The organism is Hyphomonas atlantica corrig. (assembly GCF_017795365.1).
Taxonomy (GTDB): Bacteria; Pseudomonadota; Alphaproteobacteria; order Caulobacterales; family Hyphomonadaceae; genus Hyphomonas; species Hyphomonas atlantica.
This window is the reverse complement of record NZ_CP051254.1, coordinates 3159965-3182501: the sequence shown is the minus strand read 5'-3', so window position 1 is coordinate 3182501 and position 22537 is coordinate 3159965. Positions and strand designations below refer to the sequence as shown.

16 protein-coding genes are annotated in these 22537 nt (G+C 53.2%); all 16 read right to left on the bottom strand.

The features are described 5' to 3' along the window. Positions 1-2: 2 nt before the first annotated feature. Entirely contained in the window at positions 3-1046 is a 1044-nt protein-coding gene (locus HF931_RS15190; protein WP_273240881.1) for a hypothetical protein, read from the bottom strand. A 143-nt stretch (positions 1047-1189) separates the two neighbouring features. Beyond that, positions 1190-3421 (bottom strand): GumC family protein, encoded by a 2232-nt coding sequence (locus tag HF931_RS15185; RefSeq protein ID WP_273240879.1) that lies wholly within the window; start codon positions 3419-3421, stop codon positions 1190-1192. A gap of 17 nt (positions 3422-3438) precedes the next feature. After that, positions 3439-4098: a polysaccharide biosynthesis/export family protein gene (locus tag HF931_RS15180; protein WP_273240877.1), complete on the bottom strand. Its 660-nt coding sequence runs from the start codon at positions 4096-4098 to the stop codon at positions 3439-3441. 231 nt (positions 4099-4329) lie between these two features. Next, positions 4330-6237 (bottom strand): sulfate adenylyltransferase subunit CysN, encoded by a 1908-nt coding sequence (gene cysN, locus HF931_RS15175; RefSeq protein WP_273012748.1) that lies wholly within the window; start codon positions 6235-6237, stop codon positions 4330-4332. Continuing rightward, entirely contained in the window at positions 6237-7166 is a 930-nt protein-coding gene (gene cysD, locus HF931_RS15170; RefSeq protein WP_273240875.1) for a sulfate adenylyltransferase subunit CysD, read from the bottom strand. The genes cysN and cysD overlap by 1 nt, the downstream gene beginning before the upstream one ends. Positions 7167-7289: 123 nt before the next feature. After that, complete coding sequence (locus tag HF931_RS15165; protein WP_273240873.1) at positions 7290-9548, bottom strand: AGE family epimerase/isomerase; 2259 nt, start codon at positions 9546-9548, stop codon at positions 7290-7292. Positions 9549-9691: 143 nt separating this feature from the next. Beyond that, positions 9692-10681: a glycosyltransferase gene (locus tag HF931_RS15160; RefSeq protein ID WP_273240871.1), complete on the bottom strand. Its 990-nt coding sequence runs from the start codon at positions 10679-10681 to the stop codon at positions 9692-9694. Continuing rightward, on the bottom strand, positions 10678-11532 hold the full coding sequence (locus tag HF931_RS15155) for a sulfotransferase family protein (protein ID WP_273240869.1): 855 nt from the start codon (positions 11530-11532) through the stop codon (positions 10678-10680). Before HF931_RS15155 ends, HF931_RS15160 begins: the two co-directional genes overlap by 4 nt. Then, positions 11529-12878 carry a lipopolysaccharide biosynthesis protein gene (locus HF931_RS15150; protein WP_273240867.1) on the bottom strand — a complete coding sequence of 450 codons (1350 nt, stop codon included), beginning with the start codon at positions 12876-12878 and terminating at the stop codon, positions 11529-11531. The genes HF931_RS15155 and HF931_RS15150 overlap by 4 nt, the downstream gene beginning before the upstream one ends. A gap of 48 nt (positions 12879-12926) precedes the next feature. Continuing rightward, positions 12927-14087: an acyltransferase family protein gene (locus HF931_RS15145; protein WP_273240865.1), complete on the bottom strand. Its 1161-nt coding sequence runs from the start codon at positions 14085-14087 to the stop codon at positions 12927-12929. A 6-nt stretch (positions 14088-14093) separates the two neighbouring features. Then, positions 14094-15422, bottom strand: a complete 1329-nt coding sequence (locus HF931_RS15140; RefSeq protein ID WP_273240864.1) for an O-antigen ligase family protein — start codon at positions 15420-15422, stop codon at positions 14094-14096. Next, positions 15419-16753: a hypothetical protein gene (locus HF931_RS15135; RefSeq protein ID WP_273240863.1), complete on the bottom strand. Its 1335-nt coding sequence runs from the start codon at positions 16751-16753 to the stop codon at positions 15419-15421. Before HF931_RS15135 ends, HF931_RS15140 begins: the two co-directional genes overlap by 4 nt. Before the next feature lie 6 nt (positions 16754-16759). After that, positions 16760-18040 (bottom strand): glycosyltransferase family 4 protein, encoded by a 1281-nt coding sequence (locus HF931_RS15130; protein ID WP_273240861.1) that lies wholly within the window; start codon positions 18038-18040, stop codon positions 16760-16762. Further along, a complete protein-coding gene (locus HF931_RS15125) occupies positions 18037-19308 on the bottom strand; it encodes a nucleotide sugar dehydrogenase (protein ID WP_273240859.1) in 1272 nt (423 codons plus the stop codon). The genes HF931_RS15130 and HF931_RS15125 overlap by 4 nt, the downstream gene beginning before the upstream one ends. A 138-nt stretch (positions 19309-19446) precedes the next feature. Further along, positions 19447-20586 carry an acyltransferase family protein gene (locus HF931_RS15120; RefSeq protein WP_273240857.1) on the bottom strand — a complete coding sequence of 380 codons (1140 nt, stop codon included), beginning with the start codon at positions 20584-20586 and terminating at the stop codon, positions 19447-19449. Between the two features lie 64 nt (positions 20587-20650). Further along, complete coding sequence (locus HF931_RS15115; RefSeq protein WP_273240855.1) at positions 20651-22096, bottom strand: exopolysaccharide biosynthesis polyprenyl glycosylphosphotransferase; 1446 nt, start codon at positions 22094-22096, stop codon at positions 20651-20653. Positions 22097-22537: the final 441 nt, after the last annotated feature.

Below are 22537 nucleotides of genomic sequence, written 5' to 3'. Positions count from 1 at the left end.
TATCAGGGCACGCCTCTGTCAATTGCTGGCGTTATGGTCACTTCATGAACGATTGTCCGCGCGCTAGTCGGAAACGCGCCGCCCATTCCAAAAAGTGCCAAATATTGAAAGTCGCAGGGAGCGTCGGCCGGTATGCTGAAAGACGTCGTGTAGGTATGCCGGACCGGCAACAGGTCCTTCACATTGAGATAGTCAATCCTGCTGCCGTCTATGCAGGATACTTCCCAGCGGAAATACCCACCTTCCGGAGACATGTGCCCACTCATGGCGGCCGATAGGGAGTGGGGGCCTGGGGGCAAAGAAATTGCTTGCCGTGCGAGCCATACGCGGCTGCGGCCGGGAAAGGAAGCTGACAGACCGCCTCGAGCCTCAAGACGCGTATGGGTGGGATTATAAAGCCAATTGAATGGGCGCGGTGCAGATAGTCCGAGGAATGAGGGATCAAAAGGAGCCGTTGCGGTGCTCCGGACATCAGGGCCCACGAATGACTGAAATGCGAAATGTGCGCCAGCCCAATTTCCTTGATCCGTGAGTTTCTCCAGAAAAGTGCTCTGGTTTTCTGGAAACGCACGAGCCAGAGCCATGAGCAAATCATTGTCATCGCTTTGAGCCATGATCTTCAGAGATGTCGTTCGGCCCCAGGTCGGACGCTTGGCTATTGCATCCAAGAATGCCTGGCGCCCTAGAGCAGATAGGCCGATATCCGCGAGTATGCCATCATAGGTTTCCCTTTGGGGGCTATCCAGAAGATAGAGCCTGTCCAGCGCAGCTATCGCTCCTTCGGCGTCGCCCTGCCGAGCGGCCAAAGTCAGTCGCGCCTTCCACGCCAATTTATTGCGTGGAGCGCGGTACAGAATGCGAGTGCTGAGGTGTTGTACCGCTTCATGATCAGAATTCGCGAGTGCTTCAGGCAGCATTGCGATGTATGGCAACGCATCCAACGGCTCCCGCACTGCCAAAGCTTGGATGGCAGCGGTATTTACGGGTGTATCGCTCCCCAGACTTTTTACCAGGCGACTTTTAGCATGTTCCGCTGTGAGGGCCATGCCTGCCAGTCCTGATATCTCTTCCCCGGGCGCGGTGCTGGAGAACCGCAATTGTGACACAAGCAGAAACCCGATTGCGAAACAAATGATTGCCGTGAGGATCGAGAAAACACCGCGCCAATTCATGTGCTGCCTTGGCGACGTCAGTCGTCTAGTTGATCTTTGAACAGCGTGATCTTGCGAGATTGTCTCTCTGTGCGAGCGCTCGGCCGGGCATAATCGTACGCGCCCGGGCCGTAATTGTAGTAGTAATAGCCGTAATCATAGCCAACTTTGCGCGCATCAAACTTGGTGAGGATGGCGCCAACGGTTTGTGCGTGTGTAGACACCAGACGATCCAGTGAACGACGTATGGTGATGCGTCTAGACTTTCCTGAGCTGATGACAACCACTGTTGCGTCGCAAGCCGCTGCCAATAAGGGCGCATCGGCAAATCCCAGCACGGGCGGGCAGTCAACGATCACAATATCGAAAACTTGTTTCAACTGTTCCAGAATTTCGTTGAGTCTGTGTCCGGATAGAAGTTCTGCCGGATTCGGTGGAATACGGCCCGCTGGCAGCAGGAACAGATTTTCTGTCGGACCGGCAATAATGTGCTCCATCGCATCGGCGTCTGACGCAAGCAGTCCTGACAGACCGATAGAGAGATTGCGGTCCACGACGAAGCTTGGCCTGCGCATATCTGCATCAATAACAAGCGCACGCTGACCGCTCCGCGAGAATGCCAGACCCAGCCCCACGGCGCAGGTGGATTTACCTTCCGCCTGAGACGCACTTGTCAGGGAGAGACAGCGTGGAGCTCCGGAATTCGTACTGAACAGGAGGTTGGCGCGAATTGAGAAATACCCTTCAGCAAGTGAATCCTTTGGATTCTTCATCATGTCCTGCACAAGATCAGAGCTCTTGCTTGCCACGGGTACGATGCCGATGATTGGAAGTCCGAGTTTTGAAATCAGTTGCTCCGGAACACGGATGGTATCGTCGATGTACTCCCAGAGGATGGCAAGACCGATACCGGCAGCAAGACTGAGTATGGTCGCAAGCAGAAGGTGTTTGCCGAGGCTTGGCTGGAAGGGATGAGTTGGAGCGATCGCCCGGTCAACCACAGATGCCTGGCTGGCACCAATCCCTTCTGCGGTTGTCAATTCTTTCAGTCGGGTCAGTAGAGCATCATATTGAGAACGGTTTGTCTCGACCTGCCGTTCCAGGATGCCATACTGAACACTTTGAGTACGAAGTTCGATCAGCTTTGTTTTCAGTTCACCAATTCGCTCGCGCAGCGATGCTTCTTTGGCCTCGGCGGCTCGAAAGCTGGTTTCCAGTGCATCGACAATTCGGGTGCGTTCAGCTTCGATCTCTCGATCCGTCAGTTCAATACGGCGCTTCAACTCCGTCATTTCTGAATACTCAGGACGGTAAATCTCGAGCTTGTTCTGGTATTCAGTGTCCAGTTGGAAGCGCTGCTCCCGCAACTTTTTCAGGTCCGGGCTGTCCAAAACGTCGAGGGTGATTGGGCTATTTTCCGCTTCGATATATTTCTGATACGCGGCAATGCGTTCGGATTCTGCTGTTGCGAGTTCTTTGTTCAGGGTAACGATGGTCTCGCCATCCAGGGAAAAGATGGAACTGTTGCCACCGAAATTCACCAGTCCTTGTTCTGCGGCATAGCTGGCGAGCAAGGATTCGGAATCTTCCAACGACAGGCGTGCAGATTCCAGCCTGTCCTCCACAAAGTGTCGCGCATATGCGGTCGTGTTGTATTTTCGTTCGAGGCTCGTCTGAATGAAATTTTCGACCAGCGTATTGGTAATACGCGCTGCGTCTTCCGGGTCCGGAGAGGAAACCCGCACGGCAATCAATCGCGAGAGCCCCTCAACGTTCACCCGCAAGTTCTGCGATAGATATTGGGTTGCGGCATGAACCCGATCTTGTTGTGGCAGTGTCTGGTCGGCATAGACCGGGTCCTGGTCCAGATTAAGCTGTTCGACCACGCGTTGGGCGAGTTCCCGGCTTTTCAGCAAGGCTGACTGTGTTTCGACAAATTCCGGATCAGCCTGAACCTGAGGAGTAACAGAGCTCTCCGAGAGGACTTGAGCTGCGTGTTTGGCAATCTCGATCGTTGCCTTTGCGCGATAGAGGGGAGGAACCAGTAGTGTGCTGAGATATCCAGCCGTGAGGCCGATGATCAGCAATGACATGATCATCCATTTGCGTTTGAAAATGATCTGGACAAGCGCGCGCAACTCAATCGCGTACTCGTCCGACTCAGGCGCTTCCCCGTACCGGTTCGCCGTCGTGGGTACAGGTGCGCTGTTTCCCACCACGCTGAGATTGCCGGGATGACCATCTCGGCCGTCATAGATTCCTGTCGACATAATTGTACGCTTCTAAATTACCAGATGGGCCGGAAAGCGGCGAGGAGAGGACCGGTACGGACGATATCCAGGAAGGCGCTGCGGACCATCGATCCGTCCATGATGATAAGGTCATTTCCGTAGATGGGTGGGTCTGCGGCTTCACCCTCGCGGATTGCGACAAGGTCAAACGTCGCCATCAGGCGTTGGCCGTCAACCCGGCGAACGATGACTGCGCGTCTTTGGTTGGCATCGTCTGCAGCGCCGCCGGATAGTGCGACCGCCTCCAGCAAGGTCAGGCCTGGACGAACATCATACGTGCCGGGGGATTCCACGGCGCCTTCAACGGTGACCTGTTCAATATAGGCCGGTGTCAGAGAGGCTACGACGTCTGGTGAGCGAAGGTAGGATTCGGCAAGCCTGACTTCGATCAATTCTGCTACTTCCAGTGCGGTCAGACCTAGAAGGTTCATGTCACCGAGCAAGGGAAGCTTTGTCCGCCCTTCAATGTTAAGCGTATAGTTGCCGTCGAGATCTGGCAGGTCGAGAACCTTGATTTCGATCTTGTCCAGCGGCCCAGCGCGAAAATCTGCTGAGCGAACCGGAAACGTATTGTCCGGCAATGGCAGTGCATAGGATTCCAGATTGCCCTTGCCGGATGACGAACATCCGGCAAGCACCGCAAGAGCAGATATCATTGGAAGATATCTCATACCCCACCTCTTTGGTTAAGTGTTACGCTTGTCTCTCGTGCCCACCTGGTCAGGTGGTTAGACGATGACAAATCGTGAGTGCCTGCCCCTGTGATAGGGCGATACCCTAACGTGAAGAAGTCACCAATTCGGGTTACCCGGTTGAGGATTTGGCGAGCAAAAAAGTCTATTCATTTCATCTTTCGATCATACGTTTACGGATTGTGCGGAAAGACTTCAAATCTTGAGCAGTTCTTTCTCCCTGAGGTAGTTCAGAATCACTTCTGCGGCTTCTTCGGGCGAGTTGTTGACGGTGTCGATTTTGAGTTCGGGGTTCAGGGGGGCTTCATAGGGGCTGTCGATGCCTGTGAAGTTCTTGATTTCCCCGGCGCGGGCCTTCTTGTAGAGGCCCTTGACGTCGCGGGTTTCGGCGACGCTGAGCGGCGTGTCGACATGGATCTCGATGAACTCGCCCTCGGCCATCATGTTGCGGGCCATCTGGCGTTCCGAGCGGAACGGCGAGATGAACGAGACCAGCGTGATCAGGCCGGCATCCGACATCAGCCGGGCAACATTGGCGACCCGGCGGATGTTCTCGACCCGGTCGGCATCGGTGAAGCCGAGATCGCGGTTGAGGCCATGGCGGACATTGTCGCCATCCAGCGTGAACGTATGTCTGCCCTGGGCATAGAGCAGTTTCTGGAGCGCGTTGGCGATGGTCGATTTGCCCGAGCCCGACAGGCCGGTGAACCAGAGCACAGCCGGTTTCTGGCCCTTCTGCTCTGCCAGGGCCGAGCGGTCGACATCCATGGCCTGCCAGTGGATGTTGGAGGCCCGGCGCAGGGCAAAGTCGATCAGGCCGAGGCCGACCGTGTCATTGCTCATCCGGTCGATCAGGATGAACCCGCCCATCTCGCGATTGACATCATACGGATCATACGGGATGGCCTGGTCGAGCGACAGGGTGGTGACCCCGATCTGGTTCAGGTCCAGCGTCTTGGCCGGCACATCATTCAGCGTGTTGACGTCGATGCCGTATTTCGGGGCGTTGACCGTGGCGGTGACCGTCTTGGCACCGATCTTCAGCAGGTAGCGTCGGCCGGGCAGGAGCGGGGTCTCGCTCATCCACAGGATGCGGGCCTGGAACTGGTCGGAGACTTCCGCCGGATCCTCGGCCGAGACCAGCACGTCGCCGCGTGAACAGTCGATCTCGTCATCCAGGGTCAGCGTGATGGACTGGCCGGCGATCGCCTCGTCCAGGTCTCCCGTGGCGGTAACGATGCGCTGGATGGTGGATTGCTTGCCGGAGGGCATGGATTTGACCCGGTCGCCCGGCTTGACCGTGCCCGCCGCGATCTGTCCGGAGAAGCCGCGGAAGTCGAGGTTCGGGCGGTTGACCCACTGGACCGGCATGCGGAAGGAGGCGTTCAGGCGGCGGTCGCCCACGGGCACCGTCTCCAGATAATCCATCAGGCTGGGGCCATCATACCAGTCGGTCTCGTTGGACTTGCTGGTGATGTTGACACCCTCCAGGGCAGACATCGGGATGGGCTGGATTTCCAGATCGGTCGCCAGCTCGTCTGCGAAGGCATAGAAGTCATCGACAATGTCGTTATAGACATCCTGACTGTAGCCGACGAGATCCATCTTGTTGATGGCCAGGACGAGCTTGCGGATGCCGAGCAGGGTGGTGATGAAGCTGTGACGGCGCGTCTGGGTCAGGATGCCCTTGCGGGCATCCACCATCAGGATGGCAACATCGGCCGTCGAGGCGCCGGTGGCCATGTTGCGCGTATATTGTTCATGGCCGGGCGTGTCGGCGACGATGAACTTGCGCTTGTCGGTAGCAAAGAAACGATAGGCGACATCGATCGTGATGCCCTGCTCGCGCTCGGCGGTCAGGCCATCGACCAGAAGGGCGAAGTCGATGTTCTCGCCCTGTGTGCCGACTTTCCGGGAATCATTTTCCAGCGAGGCCAGCTGGTCCTCGAAGATCATCTTGGCATCATACAGAAGGCGGCCGATCAGCGTCGACTTGCCATCATCCACCGAACCACAGGTGATGAAGCGGAGCAGGGATTTGTGCTCATGTTTCTCGAGATAGGCGGCGATATCCGATTCAATCAATTCATCATTGAGGCGCATCAGAAATAGCCCTCCTGTTTTTTCTTTTCCATGGAGCCGGACTGGTCGGCATCGATCACGCGGCCCTGGCGTTCGGAGGTCGTGGTCAGCAACATTTCCTGGATGATGTCTTCCAGCGTGTCGGCCGTGCTTTCCACGGCGCCGGTCAGCGGATAACAGCCCAGCGTGCGGAAGCGGACGGATTTGGTGACAGCTGTCTCTGCCAGCTCTGCCGGCATCCGGTCATCATCAACCATGATGTCGACCCCGTTCCAGTTCACGACCGGGCGCGGGGCGGCAAAGTAGAGCGGCACGATCTCGATGTTCTCGCGGCGGATATATTGCCAGATGTCGAGCTCGGTCCAGTTTGACAGCGGGAAAACGCGCACGCTTTCGCCCTGGTTGATGCGCGTATTGTAGACATTCCACGGCTCCGGGCGCTGGCGCTTGGGATCCCAGCGATGCTCGGCAGACCGGAAGGAGAAGATCCGCTCCTTGGCGCGGGATTTTTCCTCATCGCGCCGCGCGCCGCCAAAGGCCGCATCGAATTTGTACTTGTCCAACGCCTGCTTCAGCGCCTGTGTCTTCATCACATCCGTATGCACCGCAGAGCCATGACTGAACGGGCCAACGCCCTCGCGCACGCCGTCCTCATTGACATGGACCAGAAGATCGAAGCCCAGCTCCTTCGCCTTGCGATCCCGGAATTCGATCATCTCCCGGAACTTCCAGGTCGTGTCCACATGCATCAGCGGAAAAGGCGGACGAGACGGATAAAACGCCTTCATCGCAAGATGCAGCATCACAGCCGAATCCTTGCCAACCGAATACAGCATCACAGGGTTCTCACACTCAGCTGCAACTTCTCGTATGATATGAAGACTTTCAGCCTCCAGCCTGTCGAGGTGGGTGCCGATGCCAGTGCGATCTGGGGGCTTAGAGGCATTCATGTGTTGAGCTCCTGAATGAGAAGATAGCGCCTGCTGACTAGCAGAGCAGGTGAGTACCAACGAGCAAAGCAAGCCCGTCGTGCCGCTATCGATAGTAAGAGATTTTGAGTGGAAGTCTTTGTCTTAAAGCGCGCCGAGCGCTGTCATGAAGTGGTAAGGCATACTAGCCGGCAGCAAGGTGCCAGAAGGGGCATAATCCGGCTCCAGACGGTCGTACCAGCTGGGTGTGCCCTCAATCAGATATAGTGCGAACAGGCGCTCCAGCTCGCGATCGGCTTCTCCGGGAGCGGCCGTTTCAGGGAAGCGAAGTCTCGCACGGAACCGTTCCAGCTGCGGCCAAAGTCGTTTGGTTGGCAGAACAGGATCACCCGTACGGCTCACCCCGTCAAAGGAAAATCCTTGTTCGTCCCGTCCGAACCGGTCAGCAAACAGAATAAGCCGGCGCGCCCAGCTTGCTGTGTCACGCCCTGTCAGCCGCTGTACTTCCGACAGCAGCCAAGCCCACTCATAGCAGTGGCCCGGTTCTATGGGAGCGCATTCTCCCGCGCGGTCAATCGACCAATCCTGTTCGAACACTTCATCCAGTGCGCCGGTTCTATTGTCGAACATGTGGGATTCGAACAGTCCGCACAGTAGATCGATCCGATCTCGAGCAATTGGGTCTCCACTGGCCTCATACCAAACAAGGCTGGCCTCCAGGAGATGCATGTGCGGGTTTGCCAATTTCTTGCCGTCAGCGGTCTCTGGGCTTGTATAGCCGGGGCCATCGTCCCGCAAATATGTATCTATGAATTCAAAGGCTTCGACCGCAAGTCTTTCGGCTGTGTCGTCCCCCGTTGCATCGAAGGCACGAGAGGTGCCCAGCGCGACAAAGGCGTGATCATACAGGTCCCGGCGGGTATCAAGTGGTGTCTGGTCCGGCGCAAGGACGTGCGACCATCCACCTTCTGGAGACCGGGCGGGACCATCAATGAATTTCAAGCCCTGATCGACGAGGCGGCTTGCAATGCCATCCTTGTCCCACCCAATTTTCAAGGCCGTAGAGAACGTGAAGACTTGCCTCGGCGCGACTCTGCCGCGTCTGGGCTTTTCCGTTTGTGGGCAAAGGTCACCAGCAAGCGCTTCTACAAATCCCCCATTCTTTTCATCCCACCCATACTCGCCCCAACACGGCAACATCGCGTCTCGAATGAATGCTCTGGCGCGGGCGGTTAGGTCTGGGTTGAAATTTGGCGCTGTCGTTCGGCTGGCGGCCTCAACCGCGCCGCGAATGCCTGCGGCGCTGTCCAGTCGGCTGACCAGAACACCTGAGGGTGATGCGGCGACAACGATGCCTTCAAGATCGTGGACGGCGACGCGAGGCCCGGTGGAGTAAACCAGATTTCCGCGGCTACCGGTCTCTGCAGTTGGTCCACTGAGGAGGCTTTCTCCTGAAGGGGCGCAAATGGCATGGAGTGCCCGGAAATCTCCCAAGTCAGTCCAATCCATGGCAACCGGTACGACCATGACGTTGTCTGCCTTTTCCATGATGGCATAGTCGATGCTTATGGAAGGTGCTTCGGAAAAGGATTTGCGCTGGAACAGGCGTTCTTCCCCAATGGAAAGAGGGCCCGTTGTGGGAAGGGAATTTCGTACACTGTTCAGGATATTTGGCGCGTGGATCTCCAGAGCTTCGATCATGGAGCTGGCCTTGAAGAGAAATATCCCGGCGTTCCAGAGGTGGCGCCCGCCATCCAGGAATGCTTTCGCCGTCGGCTCGTCCGGCTTTTCGACGAAGCGGGACACTGGAGCAGCGGGAAGTTCGGCGTCAGCAGTCGAGTTCAGCTCAATGTATCCATATCCGGTCGCGGCATATTCGGGGTGTAGTCCGAATGTGACGAGTGCGCCGGTTGTTGCGGCTTCGACGGCGCGGGAAAGAGCTTCATGGAACGCAGGAACATCGCCGATATGATGATCAGCGGGCAGAATGAGTACTAGGTCGTCGCTATCAGCTGATAGAGCCGCCGCGGCAACAGCGGGGGCAGAGTTTCGCCCGAAGGGCTCCAGTAGGAAACCAGCGCCTGGAAGGTGTTGGCGTAGCAGAGATCTCCATTGAGCTCCGGCAATGGCCACGACGGGCGCAACCGGGGTGCCACTAATGTTATTCGGTAGTCGATTTGCCGTTTCCGAGATCATGGCGTGCCTACCAGACAGTACATGGAATTGCTTCGGCATTTCACGTGTGGAGAGCGGCCAGAGCCGTGTTCCGGAGCCACCACAAAGGATGAAAGGGCGGACGGTGTGTGTGTTGGTAAGCATCGTTTTCCTGCCTGAGACAAAGTGGATGGATGTGGCGAGACGAAAGGGCGCGACCGTCCAGTGCGACTGGGCCGTAGCGCTCATGGGAGGAGTGCTTTTGGGTGTCGGTTGCCGACGGCGATTGCGCGCAAAGAAGGGTCCGGGGCCGTTTAGGGACCCGCGCATCTGGTCTGAGCGGCTTGCCAAATAGGTTGCCGCCCTAGTTCGACGAATACTTTGGTTTTGGATCAGCTCTGCAGGGACAGAGCTTGTTTCATGTTTTGCGCAAGTTCGTTTTGTAGGAATTCTTTTCGGGCAATTGTGCGTTCACGCAGTTTTTGTGAATTCGAAACGGCTGTGGAGACGGCGATGGCAAGGCTATCGATATCTACTTCAGCGTAGGTCCCGGCGTCTTCCAGAACGCTTTCAATAGTTTGCGATCTATTGGTAATAACGGGCACACCCAAGCTCAGAGCCTCATGCACCGCCGCCTGCATGATGTAGTCACGATCTGACACAGTGATGATAGCAGAACTGGCGCACATTCTCTGAATGTAGTCGCCGTATGGTACGAATCCTAAGAGCTCAACATTTTGTGGCATGTCAGCAGAGGAAAGCCCTGCTTTCCTGTAGTTTCCGGTCACCTGGAACAAAACGTCTGGATTGCTCTTCATGGCACCTAGTAGAACATCTATGGGCTCGTCATCTTTAAACGAACAAATAACCAACACGGATGGATTTCCCGGAGCGGCTAAATACTCCGTTCCATCGAAATTGCTTGGCAACGCTGTGAGATAGAATGGCTTTCCGCCCCACTTCTCTATAACCGCCCCGTCGACCCGGTTATGGCAGATAACGAAGGGAGCACGCTTGGCAATAAAGCGGAACAGAGGGGTGAACCTGCTCCAGAACTTGCTTGTGATTCCGCCGGAATGAAAGTCAAGAATGATATCGGTGCCGCTCACAAGGGCTGCCAGTTGCGCTGCCATTGGTGCAAATGCGGGCAAGTTCATGACAATAGCGAATTTCGGGCGTTTCAATAGAACCAGCCAGAATGTCAGCCAGAAAGACAGAGCATATCGAACCGCTTTTCCAACCGGACCGTTGCCGACTTCAGGCCAGATCAACTTGAGGTCTGCACCGAATAGATCAGCTGCCGTACTCGAACGATAGCATTCGGAACGCCATGCTATCATCATGATCGACTGCTCTTGAGTATTTGGTCGAGAATCGGTCACGCCATCACCTCGTCCATGGCGGAGTGAGCAACTTCCAAAAGGTAGTGGTAATCAGTGTAGTCTATGACTGACTGCAGCTGTTCGCGTTGCTCGTCGGAAATGTGTTTTGACGTTCTATCGAGCGGTTTGACGTGCTGGCCTGCCGTATCGAGCTTCCAGGATTCATCAGCTCGAACGATGCTTTCAAGTACTTCGTTTCTACGGGCCAGATCCTCGCGGCTCAGGCGAAGGCCCAGCCTTTTCGCGAGTTTCGTCATCGTTGTGGTGGGTTCATGCAGAAGGTCTTCGTACACAGCAACCGTGTGGTTCTGGTTTCCGCACTTGCTGCGAGTAATTGCGATTTCTTTCTGCCACCGCTTAAGCGCTGCTTCAGCATCGTGTTTCTTTTGCCATAGCTGAGAGGCATTGGACATGGAAGCTGCCACGGATACACCGTCTCTTATGAGATGAATGAAGTGTACATCCTTTCCTTCACGGCCGGCCGCTTTCTCGATCAGATCAGTATAAAGCAGATGACGTGGTGTTTTCTCCAGCCAGGCACACTTTCCACTCGAACTTCCGGCGTTGTCTAGAGCCTCAAGAAAGTACGCAGCAACGGCCTCACGGCTTAGTCGTTCGGAAGCAGAAAGGTCTGGTGGGAGACAGTTGATTCCGATCTCGTTTTCTTCAAAGAAGCGTGTAACTTCTCCGAGTGGAGAGCGATGAGCAGGCAGCGCAGTGTGACGGACTGAAAAGCTTCTGGAAAAGAGGTGACTTTCCTTGAAGGTTACGATGTCTGGAGAGCACCCGATCATGCTTTGTAAAAGTGTTGTCCCGGATCGAGGGGAGCCAACTAGAAAAATGCGCTTCATGATTTGAATCCTCGTTTGGCAAAAACAATTGTGCCCCAGATTGAGGGATCGTATTCGGTGTGTTTTCGAGCAGCTCGCCACAACAGCACGTTCCACGTAACGATACCGCCCGCCGCTGCGATAGCTGCACCAATCATTCCGAATTGCCACGCAAACAGAAACATGGCGGCAGCTGTAAACGGCGCAGTCGTGATCATGATCCTTGCATTGATCTTTTCATGTCCTGTCATGTTGAGCATAACGCCGACACTTCCAGTCGCGGCGTTGAATAGCTGCCCAAACGCCATGACGATCAGAACCCATTTACCGTCTTCGAACTGGCTTCCAAATATTGAGAGAATAAGCTCAGGGAACAGTGCGCAGGCGGCGAACATGACGAGCGCAGGCGTGAAAATTACGACCGATGAAACTGCCAGATACTGTGTGAGTTCAGCTTTCTTGTCTGCTGCATACAGCTTTGAGATATTCGGACCGACGATCAGATTTAGAGAGGAAAGTACAAAGCCGAGGAGTTCTGATGTTCGAGACGCGGCGAAGTATATGCCAGCGGCGGCGGGGTTCAGAAGGAGTGCTACGATAACGACGTCAAGTGTTCTGAACGAAATTCGAGACATCAACAACAACCAGATCGGAATGCTGGTGCTCCACCAGGATTTTTGGTCGTAGTCAGGAGTTGCCGATTTGATCGCGCTAGGGAGTGTAGAGTGCAGATGCCAGTGTTGCCAAAGAGCGAACACCGAGAGTGAAAGAGCCGACAGCACGAGCAGGATGGGAAGCCTCAGGTGCGCTGGGCAGTACACAAAGAGCATGAAGGCAAAAAGTGGAATGCAACTTCGCCATATGACATCCTTCGGAAGCAAAGCCGGGAGGATCTGGTCGAAGCTTCGCATAACTGCGCTTTGTACATCCGTCAGCGCAAATGCGGGCAGCACCGCCAATCCCAACAACCATACGTATCCGGTGGGAAAATAACCCAACCATGCGGTAGTCGCACAGGCACCTCCAAGCACGGTAGATGTAACCAATGCGATGAGAAGCACACCGCGCTCCGAGTACCGAATGATGCCGTGTGCTTTCCCTTGTTCTTGATGAACCTGGTATTCTCCCAAATATCGAATGGCTGTAAGCGTCGATCCAAATTGTACTGCTACAGCCCCGAACCCTACCGCGCTCATGATCGAACCATAGATTCCAAAGTCGCTTAAAGACAACCAGCGGGCAAGGCAGATCACTCCGACATAGTTCATCCCGGCTGCGAACACTCGCAGCATAAGGATAAGGCCAGCTTCACCAGCAAACTTTTTGAGCATCTGGTTCTTGAGCGCTTTGGCTACAATGGCTTTCATGCAAGAAAGTCCTGTGCAAGTACGGGAGGATTTTAACTCAGTGGACTGTCAGTTCGCGACCGCAGAACCAAAGCGACGCCGCAGTTTTGATATTGGACGTAACAATGCTTGCTCGGAAATGTACGCAGCTACGTACGAAAAGATCAGGGATCCGATGACAATAGCGATGTTGATACGCCAATCTCGGTCAGGAAAAGTGCCGTTCGCATCCGCATGTCGAATGAACCATATTGGGAAGAGGTGCCAAAGGTAGATACCGTAGGACAATCGACCCGTTACCCTGAACAAGTTGGATTCGAGTATCTGAAATATCGGTCGAACGATATCCTTCGCAGTGTACAAGGCATACGTTCCAGCAAAGAGGGCGATACCTTGCACAGTAAACTTCCAGACATGCTTAAAGAGATCTGTACGCAGCAGTATAGACAATAGGATTCCCAGTGCCGAACACAGTAACAATAACAGCGTCACTGGGGCGGGTTGTATACCGAACAACTTTCCCTTGCGGGCGAAAAGAGCAAGCAGGCAACCATAGATGATTGAGTCAAAACGGGTTTCAGTTGCACGATCAGTGTATATGCTCGCATAAGACTCGAGCTGTGGATTGATGTATTCAAATGCAAACAAGCGATAGGCAGGCGCGATGATACAAAGCGCAACAAGCACCCAGAAGAATACATCCAGCCGCCGCCGAAACATCCAGATGAATGACGGCATAATCAGGTAAAAGTGTTCCTCCACCGAAAGTGACCAAAGGTGGCTGAACGTCAGGGGCGTGTCTGGAGTTTCAGTCGGGAAGAATATCCGCACGTAATTCTGAAAGTAGAATAGAGAGCCCAGGGTATCGAGCCAAGGGACTGAATAGAACTGGAAGGACACCAAGGTACAAACAAGCACGAAGAAGTAGAGTTCAGGCGAAAGTCGCAGGTAGCGGCGTATATAAAATTGCTGAATATTGATTGTACGAGACGCATCGATTTCGCTGATGAGCAAATTCGTTATCAGGAAGCCACTGATAAAGAAAAATACGGTTACGCCAAGATCACCGGGTACATATCGAGCAAAGCCAGCATGCGCGATCACCACGAGCAACACAGAAATGGCACGCAGTCCATCAAGACCCGGAATATAGTGCGATGACGTACCTTTGATTGATCTTTGATAGATAGAGAAGTCGGTTCGTTTGAGAGTGGTCAGCAGTTTTGGCACGTGTGCTTAAGCCTTCGTCGGGTGCTTCCATCCAACAGTGTTGCTGTCGATGGCGCTGGGTTTACTGAGTGAGTGGACGTCTGCCTTTTGAAGAAACTGGTAGGAGACGACGATGAGCATAAACAGGAAGGAGAGGTTGTTTCCTTGAAACAATCCGAACTCAAACGTAGACCGAGCCAGCCCGGACCAGACAATCAGAAATGCTATGCGTGAGCGAGAGTTGATTTCGTTGTGGCCGTACAGAACGAGCCCCAGACAGCGGGCCAGGTACCAGAGCACCATGCCTAATCCGAGAAAACCCGTCTGTAAAAATAGCTCAAGAAATGTGTTGTGAGCATGAGGGATTTTGAATAGCGGCAACTCGGGAACAAATCCCAAAGCAGAGCCCCAGATCGATGACGGTCCAAACCCGATTATTGGTGATCGCATAGCGACCTGAACCGCATGTTCCCAGATGATTGTCCGGCCCGTCAAAGTCATGTCCTCGCCCGATGCGAGCAACACAGTTTGAATAAGCGCTATAAATACCAGAGCCGGCACGAGAAACGCAATTGATGCCATCACCGAAGAAATCACTTTGTCTCGGAATGTTTGAACAAAAAGTTCCCATGCAAACATCACGCTGATGCTGCCAATAAGCCCCGCCGTTTTGAGGCTTGCTTCAGTCGACAGCAACAAATACGCGCTTAGCCCGGCAAGTAGGAAGCGATGAGACCGCTTGATGTATCCTTTGGAAAAAAACGATACGATAAAAGCGATGCTCATGATCTCAGCGAGACGGCTCTTATGCTTGAATACGCCCTGTGGAAGGCCTGCCAGGTTTGTGAAGGATTCCTGATCAACACCTCTCATGACGCCATAGGAAGGGAGGAAAAGAATATAGAGTAGACTTCCTGCCGCTATCACCAATAGTGCATAGAACGCAGCTTTCAAAAACTGATCATACCTGAGTGTGCTTGCAATCCCCCAAGCCGTGAGAATGGTGCACAGGAAAATCATCGCGTTGATGAACGAGAAAACGTAATCCATCGACCATGCGGAAGAGGCAATATAAAATCCCGCGAAGAGTACGATCGGCCATTGATAGTAAAGATTGATTCGAAGTGCTCGTTTGCTTTTCATCAGGCGAAGCATGAAGAACAAATAGACCGGGATAAATTTCGATGTGTTCAGTATGCGATCCGAAAATGAAATGTTCCGGTCGAATCCAGGCCCAAAGATCCACTGTTCGATGAACGCACCTGAGAATACGATTACTGCGAAGAATACCATTATACTGGATAATGATATCCTCATGCCATTTCTTGCTGTGGGATATGCATAGGATGGAGTCATTTCAGGTTTTCCATCAATGCAATGAAAACACGTCTTGAGCCATTGACGGCTCCGTTGAAGACGATTGCGGAATTGTCCCGTGTCCACGCAGGGTGAGGATCGATACGTAGCGCGGATTTTGGACCATTTATGGTTGGGGTTGCATCAATGCGAACTAATTCCTGAGCGTGCGCTCCATCAATTCCAACACGCCGAATGGGTACGCTGCCGTCTACGTAGGAAACGGGTTCGCGGGGATAAGCGTCAGTCAGGACATGGGTTTGACCTGGGCACATGGTAGGGTGACCGGACCCCCGATGTGGTTTGCCAACATATCGAAAACTGCTGCCATCATATTTGAACAACGCGAACCGCAAGACTTCGTCGTTTGAGGTCAGCCGGAAATCAACTTTGAGTTTTGACGAAGCTTTGCGTGTCGCTTTCTCCAAAAACCGTTTAACTGGTGTGAGCAATGAACGTGGCTTGCGTTCTACCAAGTTCATGACGATCGTTTCTCCGTCTGGACACCAATTGGGATGATGCCCGCCACGCCAGGTGGCCGCGTCGATAGCTGTGTGGATGTTCCCACCGTCACGATCGCAGGTGATGAGATAACTCTCCCGCCGCCCATTATCGCCTACCCACCGGATCACGAACATGATCCGCGTACCCTGCGGGTTCCATTTGACGTGAAACCCGTAGAATCCACCAGTTCTCAGATCAATGTCCTCAAACGTTCCAGGCTGTGCAGCGACAATTTCCGCCAATGATACCAGAAGTCGGGACTCTCCTGTCCTCGTATCGATGATGTGAATTCCGTCGCTACTGCTCGCGCCCGAATGTTTAAGACCTGATAGGTCACGAACGATGACGCCATATCCAGGTTGAACGTGGGCGATACGACGAAGGCAGGGGGATAGAGCGTGGTCTCCATCCGGAGAGACCATGTATACCGTATGCTGCAGCTTTCGTTCGGACTGGCCGAGTATGTCAACCCTCACACCGAATGGAATCCATGTGGTGGAATCCATTCGATTGAAGAAGAGGTCTGTGTCCGTTTTCCCCCATTGGGCCTGAGCCCCTAATTGGGTATCCCAAGCGGCTGTGGCAGAGCGATAGACCTCGACACCCATCACCAGGTCTATTACCACGACATCGGCGTGGTCTCCTGGGGCAGGTACTCGGTCTTCGAACGGGAACTCCGTTACCACGAGGTATCGTCCGGAAGGGCTAATGGGTGACGTGTCGAAGAATCGATGAATTGCTGGCTTGCTTCCAGGTGTCAGACAGAACACTGGAACGAGCGGATCGTGCTCCAGATACCGTGGGAAGGTGTCAGCAAGAATCGGCATTTGTAACTATCGCTCGTTCACGCGGCAGTACGCATCAATCAGTGTGTCGACTTGGAAGTCCCAAGAGAGCTCGCTCTCTACTCGTTGCCTTCCATAGGCGCCCATTCGCGCACGTTTTTCTGGATTGTCGACGAGTTCAAGGATCTTGTCCGCCATGTCCGTACTGTCATTCGCATTCGCATACAGAGATGCGTCTTGCGCACTGTAGCGACCTTCCCGGACATCGAATTGAACAATGGGTTTTGAGAACGCCATGTACTCAAGAATCTTGTTCATCGTAGACTGATCATTCATTGGGTTTACCCGATCGGGGTTCACGCAGACATCTGCCGACGAAAGAACTTCGAACAGGACATTATCTGGCGCGCGACCGGTGAAATCGACATAGTCTTCGAGGCCGAGCGATCGACACTGATCTTTCAGCGCATCGAGGCTGGGGCCTCCGCCGACGAGGCAGAACTGAATATCCGAGCGCGCTCGTTCGAAGACGATGTGATGCGCCGCTTCGAGCAGGAGGTCGATGCCTTCCTGATCCCCCATGACTCCAACATAGCCAATGAGGAATTTACGTCCGTTCCGAAGCGAGTCATTGTTGGGCATTTGCCTAAGGCGCGTCAGGTCCGGACCAGAGCGAACAACGAACGTGTCTTCTGGTTTCTTCCCACCTCTGCTGTGGGCGATATCGCGATAGCTATTGTTTGTGCTGATCACAACATCAGCGCTTTTGAAGTTCAGTTTCTCCAAAAGAACCATCAATCGCCAGAACAAACCGCGGCGGTTGAATTTCGCTTCGTATAGTTCGGGATTGATGTCGTGATGATCAAAGATGTACTTCCGACCGAGTAGTTTGAACGGCCAGGCGACGAGGAACAGCAGGTCGGGTGGGTTACACCCCTGAATCGTATCGAACCCACGGGACACAAATATCTTCCACGCCAGCATTGTTTCCCAAAACAGTGCGGCTGAATATTCTGCGAGATAGCCAAGGGCGCCTTTTGCATCGACCGGCAGTGGATGGCGATGGATATGGACACCCTCGAGATATTCATATCGTGCTTCGAAGCCTTTTCCCGTTGGGCAGATTACGGACACTTCCGCGCCTGCCGCGACAAGCGTCCGGCATTCCTGCCAAACGCGACGATCGAATGGCAGAGGAAGGTTCTCTACGATGATCAATATTTTGCGACCATCGAGTTTACCTTCGTGCTTCAGGCGATCTTGCCAACCGGACTGAGCGTCCGGCTGGAGCTCGCCTTTATTAACGCTTCGGAGATTGATGACGTTCATGCGAGCGCATTCAGGTCGACGATGTCCTGTCCTTCTGCAAGATTCAATTGTTTGATGGTTGGGTTGGCAACGATGATCCGGTCATACTGCTGGGTTTCAGCAATCTCTTTGGATACCAGTAGGTTTTGCAGTGCGGGAAGTTGGGTATAGGCATAACCCAAGTTCGCGCCGACGAGTTTAGTTGCATCAACCGCCGGATCGAAGATCGACAAATCGTATCCGACCTTCAGCAGATTTCGTGCAAGGTCAATATTTGGGCTTTCTCTCAGATCGTCAGTATTCGCCTTGAAGGCCAACCCAACGAGAAGAACTTTGGCGCCCGCTTTGAGACCTTTTGTCGTCATCTCATAAAGTCTGAATTTGTGTGCGTCGTTCGAGCGAAGTAGTGAATCGATCAAATACGTGCCAGCACCACAATCACCTGAAATGTATTGAAGCGCTCTGACATCCTTTGGTAGGCAGGATCCGCCGAATGCTCCGCCAGGTCGGGTGTAATACGGAGAAATGTTCAATTTTGTATCTGAGATGAAGATCTCGTGTGTCTTGGCAGCGCTGATACCGAGTTGCATGCAGACACGTCCGATTTCATTTGCATAAGCAACTTTTACCGCGTGCCAAGTGTTATCGACGAACTTGGTAATTTCAGACTCGCCATAGCCGACATAGAAGACTGGTGCTTTGATGTTGGCGTTCAGTTTGTCCATATTTGCACTCGGTTTCCCATCGCGCGTGCCAATGATGATCTTCGGTGGTTCGAAATAGTCTTTGATCGCCGCGGCTTCGCGCAAGAACTCAGGGTTGTAGACAAGTTCAATCGTGCGATCGAAGACTTCGTCCCCAAGTTCGGAGCGGAAAATGGGCTCAATCAATCCAGTAACCGTGCCAGGACGGACGGTAGATCTGTATACGACGGTTAGGGGTGAACTTCTATTTGGGTCTACTGCCTGTGCGATCTGACGCGATACTTCAGCAATATAGGACATATTGTGTGATCCGTCTGGAGCGCTCGGTGTCCCCACACATACAATCGCGAGATCTACGTCGGCCAGCCTATCCCCAATGTCAGTGAAGGCGGACACTCGACCAGCATCTTTAACTTCGGTTAAAAGCTCTTGAATTCCAGGTTCGCTAAAAGGTGCGACGCCTCTGTTGATCTTGTCTACCTTCTGGCCACTGACGTCAAAGCCAATGACGCTGTGGCCCTCTGATGCGATACAGCACATTGCGGTAAAGCCGACATAGCCCAGTCCAAAAATTGCTACTTTCATACGGGGTATCCTTTGTTTGATAGTCGTGCCGTCCCGACAGAGATGTGCAGAGCTCACGCAAGGGCGTGTTCAGCGCTGACATTTCAACGTCTGTTGGGGTTGGTTTGACTGATGGGAGGTGTGGAAAGGCTCGTTGGTTCAGTGTCCAACGGAACCGAATTTTCGACGTAGTGCCTGAAAGGGAGCAAGTGCGTATCGTTCCGATAGCCAGGCTATCGGAATGGTCACGATAAAGACGATAATTACGTTAGCAACAAGAGTTCCGTATCCATTTCCGACGCCAACATAATCACCCATTGATCGCAGGTAATTACAGGGAGCGAGATGCCAAATATACATCCCATAAGACAGTCTTCCCAACAGTTTGAGGACCGGGACGTCGAGTAGACCGATAATGAAGGCTCCGAACTGGGAGAAGAACAGGAAGAACATGAACAGAATAATAGAGATATTCTGAAGCGAGTATCTGTATGTCGATCTGAACTCATGGCTCCGAATGGCGAGTGCAACGAGCATCAACGCTAGGGACGCGAACAGTATGATAGGCCACGTCTTTGAGACGAATGTCGAAACTTTCGCAAAGCGATAGCGACATACGATTGCCATTACGCACCCGATCAAGAGGGAGTCGATCCGGCTCTCTGTTGCGACGTACGTATAAACGCTGTTTGCGTAGGAGATGCGTTCGATCGCGAAATTCTCAAAAGCGTACACGCGATAGAATGGAACAAGGATGATGTAGAGAAGTGCCAGAAAAACAAATCGGAATGGAGACTTCCGAGTTAGATAATAAGCTGCAGGCATCACGATGTAGAAGTGTTCTTCGATAGCAAGTGACCAGAAGTGTCCGACTGGAAACAAACTGGTCTCGCTCGTCCATTTGAAGATCTTTGCGTAGTTCGCGAAATAAAAGGCGGGCGCGATTACATCCATCCAGTTGATATTTGACAAGAAGAGGCCCGCGGCAACCACAAACAGAAGGTATAGGTACAGCTCAGGTGTCAGTCGCAAGTAACGACGAACATAAAAGTTCCTGATTGAAAGTGCTCCTGAATTCTCCCATTCCGAGATCAGTAGGTTTGTTATGAGAAAACCGCTCAATACGAAGAAGATGGTAACGCCAAGTCCGCCGGGTATGATGTGACCGAACCCTGCATGGGCGACCATCACCAGTCCAACGGAAAAGGCCCTGATGCCGTCGAGTCCTGGAATGGAGCTCTTTTCGGCTCCATCGAATATGGAACGATAACAGCTTTGGGGGGCGCAACTTTGCGTCATAAAAATACCAGTTGTCTTGATTAGCTTAGCAAAAGCAGCGCTATGGAAGCGAGCTCAGATGTGGTTATCCACCGCGAGCGAAGAGTACTTCACGGAAAGTGCGTACAAGAATGATAAAGTCTCTCCAAAGAGACCAGTTGCGAACATACCAGGCATCCATCCGGGCGCGTTCCGCAAACGTGGTGGAGTTACGGCCATTTGTCTGCCAGATGCCGGTAATCCCTGGCCGCATGCGTTTGTAAGCAGCGATTGAGGGACCGTACTCTTCGATTTGAGGGATGGTCATAGGGCGTGGACCAACCAAACTCATGTCGCCGCGAAGAATGTTGATAAGCTGAGGAAGCTCATCCAGATTGGCTTTCCGTATGATTTTTCCAATTCGCGTAATGCGCGGATCTTTTTGTAGTTTTTGATACGCGTTCCATTCAGCGGCGACTTTGGGATCCGATGCGATCATCTGACTCAATCGGTCTTCCGCATTCATGATCATGGAACGGAACTTCAGGCATTTGAATACTTCGCCGTTCCGACCAAGCCGTTCCTGTCGGAACATGGCGGGGCCGCCATCAAGCTTGATGAGCGATGAAATGATAATGAAGACAGGGGAGAGAACTAGAAGCATCGTGAAAGACACTGCGATGTCAAACAGTCTCTTCGTCGCGAGCGCCAAGGGCCTCGCAAGAACATCGGGCACTTCCAGGACAGAAATATCTTCAAGAGGATAGCTATGTACCTCGGCCTGGTTCGGTAGTGGGCTGCTCTGAGCAGAGAACAAGAAGGGAAGCCCTTCCGCGACCAGTGATTCGAGTACCTCGTGCTGTTCCTGGTCTTCAGGCGCCGGGGCATAGATGATCACAGATCCCGAACTCGTGGCTGTCCGCATGGCATTAAGAAGGTTAGTGGCAGCATTGCCCGAGCAGAAAAACTTCTTCGTGAGCACAATTCCCAGTTCATCGTGTTTTTCAATGAGCTTTGAAACCTGGTCCGCTCTGTTTGGCGCCGTAAACAGGACAGCATTATTCGTCCAGATGTTCGCCGAGCGAAGTATATGTCCGGCAATCAGGCGACTGATAATAATCAGGGGAACCAGCAACACCCAGTAAGAGAGAGTGAGTAATCGTGAGCCAACCTCAACAGTCGCGAATTGTGTTGCGGCTGCGCAGATTAATGCCATTCCACAGCCGCCGAGAATTTGTCCAAGTCGATTGATCAACGCCTCTCGTCTTCGATAGTGACCCTTGGAGGTGAACCATGCGAAAAGTGCGACGGTGAATGCGAAGACGATAGATATGTGAAATGTAAATTCAACGGATTCTATCGCTATGGGGCGCGCGCCCAGAAGAGGGCGAATGGCATTGCTAAGCGTAACTGAGACCAGAACCGCGAGAATCGCGGAAACGATATCTGCGTATACTAAAACAGTCGATTTCGTGTGCTGAATTAGGAAAGATGCGGGGCGATCAATGTGCTGGTCGACATCACGCGCCGGTCCGTTTGAATTCAAGAACATAGATTGCCTGTTTCCAAGACGTACAACGACTATGCATCTAGTCGTACGCGCCTACGCTGTGTCTTCCATGAGCAACGAAAGCAGTGAACGGATAAAGTGAAATCGCTTTGAGAGGCGATGACACTATTTCGGCCGCTTGCTTTCCGCAGACCGAAAACTCGTGATGGGAGTCGCTTCACGAATATCCGTCGAGAAGTATTCCTGTCGGGCTCTGAAGTTGATTATTGATGTTGAGCAAGACGACTAATGAAAAGCTACCGCACTCCCGGGTGCAAGCATTTGAGCTCACGCGGAAGTTATTTGGGTCGTGTTTGCGAGGCCTAGCTATAGAGCTGCGTAGGCGAGGTCAATGGGGAATTCGACGAAGTTTTGAAGTCAATTTTCCGAATATCAAAATTTGGTCGTTCGTTGGTCTATCCGATTGCATTTCGTGCACTGGGG

What these genes read in the sequence shown, in the direction of transcription:
- HF931_RS15135 (WP_273240863.1), bottom strand. Translation starts at nt 16,753, where the DNA reads ATGCCGATTCTTGCTGACACCTTCCCACGGTATCTGGAGCACGATCCG.
- HF931_RS15185 (WP_273240879.1), bottom strand. Translation starts at nt 3,421, where the DNA reads ATGTCGACAGGAATCTATGACGGCCGAGATGGTCATCCCGGCAATCTC.
- HF931_RS15190 (WP_273240881.1), bottom strand. Translation starts at nt 1,046, where the DNA reads ATGGCCCTCACAGCGGAACATGCTAAAAGTCGCCTGGTAAAAAGTCTG.
- HF931_RS15180 (WP_273240877.1), bottom strand. Translation starts at nt 4,098, where the DNA reads ATGATATCTGCTCTTGCGGTGCTTGCCGGATGTTCGTCATCCGGCAAG.
- HF931_RS15155 (WP_273240869.1), bottom strand. Translation starts at nt 11,532, where the DNA reads ATGAAGCGCATTTTTCTAGTTGGCTCCCCTCGATCCGGGACAACACTT.
- HF931_RS15115 (WP_273240855.1), bottom strand. Translation starts at nt 22,096, where the DNA reads ATGTTCTTGAATTCAAACGGACCGGCGCGTGATGTCGACCAGCACATT.
- cysN (WP_273012748.1), bottom strand. Translation starts at nt 6,237, where the DNA reads ATGCGCCTCAATGATGAATTGATTGAATCGGATATCGCCGCCTATCTC.
- HF931_RS15140 (WP_273240864.1), bottom strand. Translation starts at nt 15,422, where the DNA reads ATGACTCCATCCTATGCATATCCCACAGCAAGAAATGGCATGAGGATA.
- HF931_RS15125 (WP_273240859.1), bottom strand. Translation starts at nt 19,308, where the DNA reads ATGAAAGTAGCAATTTTTGGACTGGGCTATGTCGGCTTTACCGCAATG.
- cysD (WP_273240875.1), bottom strand. Translation starts at nt 7,166, where the DNA reads ATGAATGCCTCTAAGCCCCCAGATCGCACTGGCATCGGCACCCACCTC.
- HF931_RS15130 (WP_273240861.1), bottom strand. Translation starts at nt 18,040, where the DNA reads ATGAACGTCATCAATCTCCGAAGCGTTAATAAAGGCGAGCTCCAGCCG.
- HF931_RS15150 (WP_273240867.1), bottom strand. Translation starts at nt 12,878, where the DNA reads ATGAAAGCCATTGTAGCCAAAGCGCTCAAGAACCAGATGCTCAAAAAG.
- HF931_RS15165 (WP_273240873.1), bottom strand. Translation starts at nt 9,548, where the DNA reads ATGAGCGCTACGGCCCAGTCGCACTGGACGGTCGCGCCCTTTCGTCTC.
- HF931_RS15120 (WP_273240857.1), bottom strand. Translation starts at nt 20,586, where the DNA reads ATGACGCAAAGTTGCGCCCCCCAAAGCTGTTATCGTTCCATATTCGAT.